Source organism: Pseudoalteromonas sp. S3260 (assembly GCF_005886925.1).
In the GTDB taxonomy this organism is placed as follows: domain Bacteria; phylum Pseudomonadota; class Gammaproteobacteria; order Enterobacterales; family Alteromonadaceae; genus Pseudoalteromonas; species Pseudoalteromonas tetraodonis.
Genome location: NZ_PNCV01000144.1, coordinates 1 through 4,915 on the forward strand (window position 1 = coordinate 1; position 4,915 = coordinate 4,915).

At 40.1% G+C, this 4,915-nt stretch carries 3 protein-coding genes; all 3 read right to left on the reverse strand.

Features of this window, described 5'->3' with window-relative positions; all coding sequences use genetic code 11:
- Positions 1 to 215: 215 nt before the first annotated feature.
- Positions 216 to 3,275, reverse strand: coding sequence for an efflux RND transporter permease subunit (locus CWC14_RS17015; protein ID WP_138564069.1), 3,060 nt, complete (start codon positions 3,273 to 3,275; stop codon positions 216 to 218).
- Between the two features lie 10 nt (positions 3,276 to 3,285).
- On the reverse strand, positions 3,286 to 4,356 hold the full coding sequence (locus tag CWC14_RS17020; RefSeq protein WP_075170191.1) for an efflux RND transporter periplasmic adaptor subunit: 1,071 nt from the start codon (positions 4,354 to 4,356) through the stop codon (positions 3,286 to 3,288).
- A 230-nt stretch (positions 4,357 to 4,586) separates the two neighbouring features.
- Positions 4,587 to 4,915, reverse strand: a 329-nt coding sequence (locus CWC14_RS17025) for an integrase core domain-containing protein (protein WP_138564070.1), incomplete at its 5' end; no start/stop codon positions are given.

Genomic DNA, 4,915 nt, shown 5'->3' on the forward strand with positions numbered 1-4,915 from the left:
AAAGATCAACAGCCCCTAAAGTTAAGATGTTTTTTTGGAAAAATAACAACCGTTTTTGAGCGAGTTTTTAGCATCATAAAAGGTTTGAAAAGGCGTGTAGTATATGCAGTTTTTTTAAAATTTGAATAGTGGTTAATTATATGAACTATTCTGTTCAAAGCTTATAAAGTGGCCATGACTTACCTATTAAGCATGGCCATATTTTTTGTTGGCGTTTAATAAGTTGCCTGTTCATCTTGTTTTACATTCATAAAAATAGCATATAGCACGGGTATCACGATTAAAGTCAGCAGGGTAGCAAACAGTAATCCAAATACTAAAACCACAGACATTGATTGGAAAAATGCATCAAAATACAGAGGGATAACCCCTAATACCGTGGTCAGTGTGCCCATCATTACAGGTCTTACCCGACTATTTGCCGAGTCTATAATGGCATTATAAGCGGGCTTTCCTTGTCGAATTTCCATGTCCATTTGATCTACTAATACAATGGCATTTTTAATCAACAAACCAGAGAGCGAAAGTAACCCTAATATACCCATAAACTCTAGTGGTATTTGTGTGGTTACCAGCCCAAACACAACACCAATTAAGGCTAATGGCACAACAAGCCAAATAATAATTGGTTGTTTTAAAGCGTTAAATAACACAATAACAATCAGCACCATGGCTAAAAAGCCCAGCGGAATAGTTGAGGCCAGCATTTCGTTAGATTCTTTCGATTGTCCGTATTCGCCATCCCATTCAAGTCGATACCCTTGAGGTAGGTCAATGGCTTCTATTTTAGGCCTTACCCGATTAAATAACTCTGAGGCTAGTTCACCTGGTAGTGGATCGGCTTGGGCTTTTATAGTCCATTCGCGGTCTTCACGCTTTAAAATACCATCGCGCCAGACGGTTTTAAACCCATTGGTTACTTGCGCAAGGGGCAGTGTTTCACCAGTGATATTGCTTTGTACTTGAATGTTGCCAATATCGTTTATGTCGACACGTTCAGCTTGTGGTGCTCTAACAATAATAGGAATGAGCTCTTCACCTTCACGATACTGCCCAACGATTTGCCCCGAAAAATTTTGCTGTAAGGCTTCAGCAACTGCCTTACGCGTTACACCAGCGCGCTGTGCATTAATGGCAGAATACTGTGGCTCAATAACACTAATGCGTTGTCGCCATGTATCTTTAATTGATAGAGCGCCGCCATCATCAATTAATATTCCTTTTGCTTGTGCAGCTAGCTCTCTTAATACATCTGGGTCTGGGCCTTTAAATGTGGCTTCTATTTTAGAGCCCCCACCAGGGCCCATTACAAAGCGCCATGCTTTGCCTTGAGCATCGACAAAGTTATCGTCAATGTAATTTTGTACGGTAGGTAAAAGTTGATCTAGCTTTTTGTAGTCATCGACTTTAGCTAAAATTTGCCCATAAGAACTATTTGGTGACTCACTACCATAAATAAGCATGTAGCGAAGACCGCCGCCACCAATAAGCGTTTGTATACCTTCAACGCCATTTTGTTGCTTTACAAATTCCTCTAACTTGAGCATATCTTTTTTGGTTTTTTCAATATCGGTACCTTGTGGTAGCCAAAAATCAACTACCATTTGCGGTGTAGTAGAAGCTGGGAAAAAACCTGATTTTACAAATTGAAATCCCCACATAGACACACTGAAAGTGGCAACCACAATGGCAATACTAAGCCAGCGGTGATGCAATGCCGAAACCACAACAGACTGATATAACACCATGAGTTTATTTGGTTTTGCTGAGCCTGAGGTGTCGCTATCTTGCTCTTTAAACAAGCAATAACAAAATAAGGGGGTTAGGGTAATGGCAAATAACCAGCTGTATAATAGAGAAATTAAAATAACCCAGAATAAATGGCCGGTAAATTCAGCGGTATCACCTGGGGCAAGACCAATAGGCGCAAAGGCAACAATGCCTACCAAGGTACCACCCAGTAGTGGCCATTTAGTTTGCTTGACGACTTCGCTAGCAATTTCTAACTTTTTACGGCCTTTTTGTGTACCAACTAAAATCCCTTCGGTCACAACTATGGCGTTATCAACCATCATTCCTAACGCGATAATCAGCGCTCCAAGAGAAATTCGATGCATGGGTATACCGCTCAAATCCATGGTTGCAAGGGTCGCAAAAATGGTTAGCAGTAATACGGCGCCAATAATAACTCCTGAGCGCAAACCCATAAATAGCAGCAGGGTAACCATTACGATCACCAGTGCGACTAAAACATTCACTACAAAGTTGTCGACTGAATCTTGTACTACTTTACCTTGGTGGTAAAACTCATGCACTGTGATACCCAGCGGTCTGAGGTTTTCAGTTTGTTTTACTTTGTCATCAACGCGGTCAAATACTTTAACCACATTAGCACCCAATACACTGGCGACCCCAAGTGAAATTGCAGGTTTAGAGTTATAACGGACTAACTTGGTTGCTGGACTTTGAAAGCCACGGTATACATTAGCAATATCTTTAAGATAAATTGTTTTACCTTCACCGCTGGCACTAACCAATAGATTTTTAATGGTATCAACGGAGTTTATTTCTCCGGTAGGGTCGATAAAAATACGTTGATCGCCAATTTGAGTGTTACCAGCGCTCAATACAGCGTTTTGCTCATCTAAAATGCCGTAAATATTATTAATAGACACGCCTAAAGAGGCTAACTCTTCACGAGCTATTTCTACAAATATGCCTTCTTGCTGCACGCCTGTCATAGCAACTTTGGCTACGCCCTCTACTTGTAAAATGTCACTTTGCAAATCTTTAGCGTAGGCATGTAACTCGTCGGGTGAGTACCCTTCGGCGGTTATTAAATAGCTCAGGCCATACACATCACCAAAATCGTCATAAACTTGTGGCGTGCCAGTACCAGGCGGTAATGTTGGACGTGTGTCATTTATTTTGTTTCTGAGCTTAGTCCAAATAACTTGCAACTCAGATTTAGTCGGGGAAAACTCTGATTTAATCTCTACTTTAATTTCAGATAAACCTGTAGATGAGGTGGACGATATAGTATCAACTTCTTGTAGTTCTTGAATTGCACGTTCAAGTGGCTCAGTTACCTCTTTTGCAACTTCTAGTGGGCTTGCACCTGAGTACGAGACAAACACTTGCGCGGTGCGAATTATAAATTCGGGGTCTTCAAACCGCGCCATATTTTTATAGGATGAAAAACCAAACCCTAGCGTTAAAATAATGAGTATGGTGCTAATTAATTTATTATTGATTGTCCATTTTGCTAAATCCATTACCGCGCTCCTATGCTTTAGTCCAAGGACGTACTTTCATACCCTCAGTTACATAGTTTGCACCTGCACCAACAATTACATCGCCAGCACTTAAACCGTCAGTGACAATGAGTTGTTCTCCAATGCCATTTTCAATAGTAACGGGAGTTTTAGAAGCTTGCATAGTTTGAGCGTCAACCGTCCATACAAAGTGTTCACCATTTTGTTCAAAAATAGCAAAGGTTGGCACTAATAAACGAGTGGATGCTGAGCTGGCTTCACGTGTAAGTTTTAAACTGGCATTCATACCTGGCAATATATTAAGGTTATTTGGTACAGCAAATGCAAATCGCACTTCATAAGTTTGACTCGCAGAGTCAGCTTCTAAATTGGCACGTCTAAATGTTGCTGGAATGGGGGGAGTCGATACATCTTGTAAAATAACTGACGCTACATTGTTTTGCTTAGAGTCAACCGTGGCCACAATTGAAGCGGGAATATTTACCACCGCTTCCATTTCGCCTTTACCAAATAAAGTAACAACATGTTGACCCGCGCTTATGTTTTCAAGCTGCTTTACTGGCACCTCAGCAACAATGGCATCGTAAGGCGCTATAATTTTACTGTCAGATAGTGCTTTTTGTGCTGAGTCATACTGTGATTCTGCTACTTCTTTTTTAGATTTTAGTTGCTCTATATCTCGTTGTGAAATAACCCCATCTTTAGCGAGCTTTAAACCACGTTGGTAATCATTGTCGGCGGTTTCAAACTGAATTTTGCTCGACTTAACCTCATTAATAAAGTTTCGTTGCTCCAATACGGCTATTACATCGCCTTTTTTTACGTTTTGTGCGGCAATAACGTTAAGCGTTTCTAGCTTTCCGCTAACTTGAAAAGCAAGCTTTGAGCTATTTATAGTGTCGATAGTGGCGGGGTAGGTGAGCGTTTTTGATTGCGACTCATCACCTATGGTTATTAGTTTAACCGCACGTGGTTCGTTTTGTTTTTGCGTGCTGACTTCACTTTCTGAGCAACCGGCTAATAAAAATAGAAACATGATACTAATCAAATTAAATTGAGTAAAACAAGGTGTTTTGATCATCTGGTTTACCTTAAATAAAAAGTGCGTTGTTAATTGTTGGCATTTTTAAGCAATTAAAAATTATAAAATAGCCAATTGAGTTTGTTTTCAAATTTACCTTAAATGCAATGTATTAAGTAGTAACTACTGACTACTTGAATGAAAGCAGCCATTAGCTAATGAGTAATAAATAACATTTTAATTTCAACAGCTGAATCGCCCCGAGTTCATCGGAGACCAGTTTGTTTAAGTCAGGCCACTTTACCTGACTCGTTTAAATTATCATAGTAGTCTGTTTCATATTGAGCTGGTGAAATATACCCAATTGAAGATAATAAGCGTTGATTATTAAACCAATTGACCCACTCTAACGTTGCGTATTCAACAGCATCAACATTCTTCCACGGGCCATTTCTGCGAATAATCTCTGTTTTAAATAATCCATTTATTGTTTCAGCCAATGCATTGTCATAAGAGTCACCCACACTGCCTACAGACGCTTGAATTCCAGCTTCAGCAAGTCGCTCAGTGTATCGTATAGACAAATATTGGCTGCCTCTGTCGCTGTGGTGAATTAACC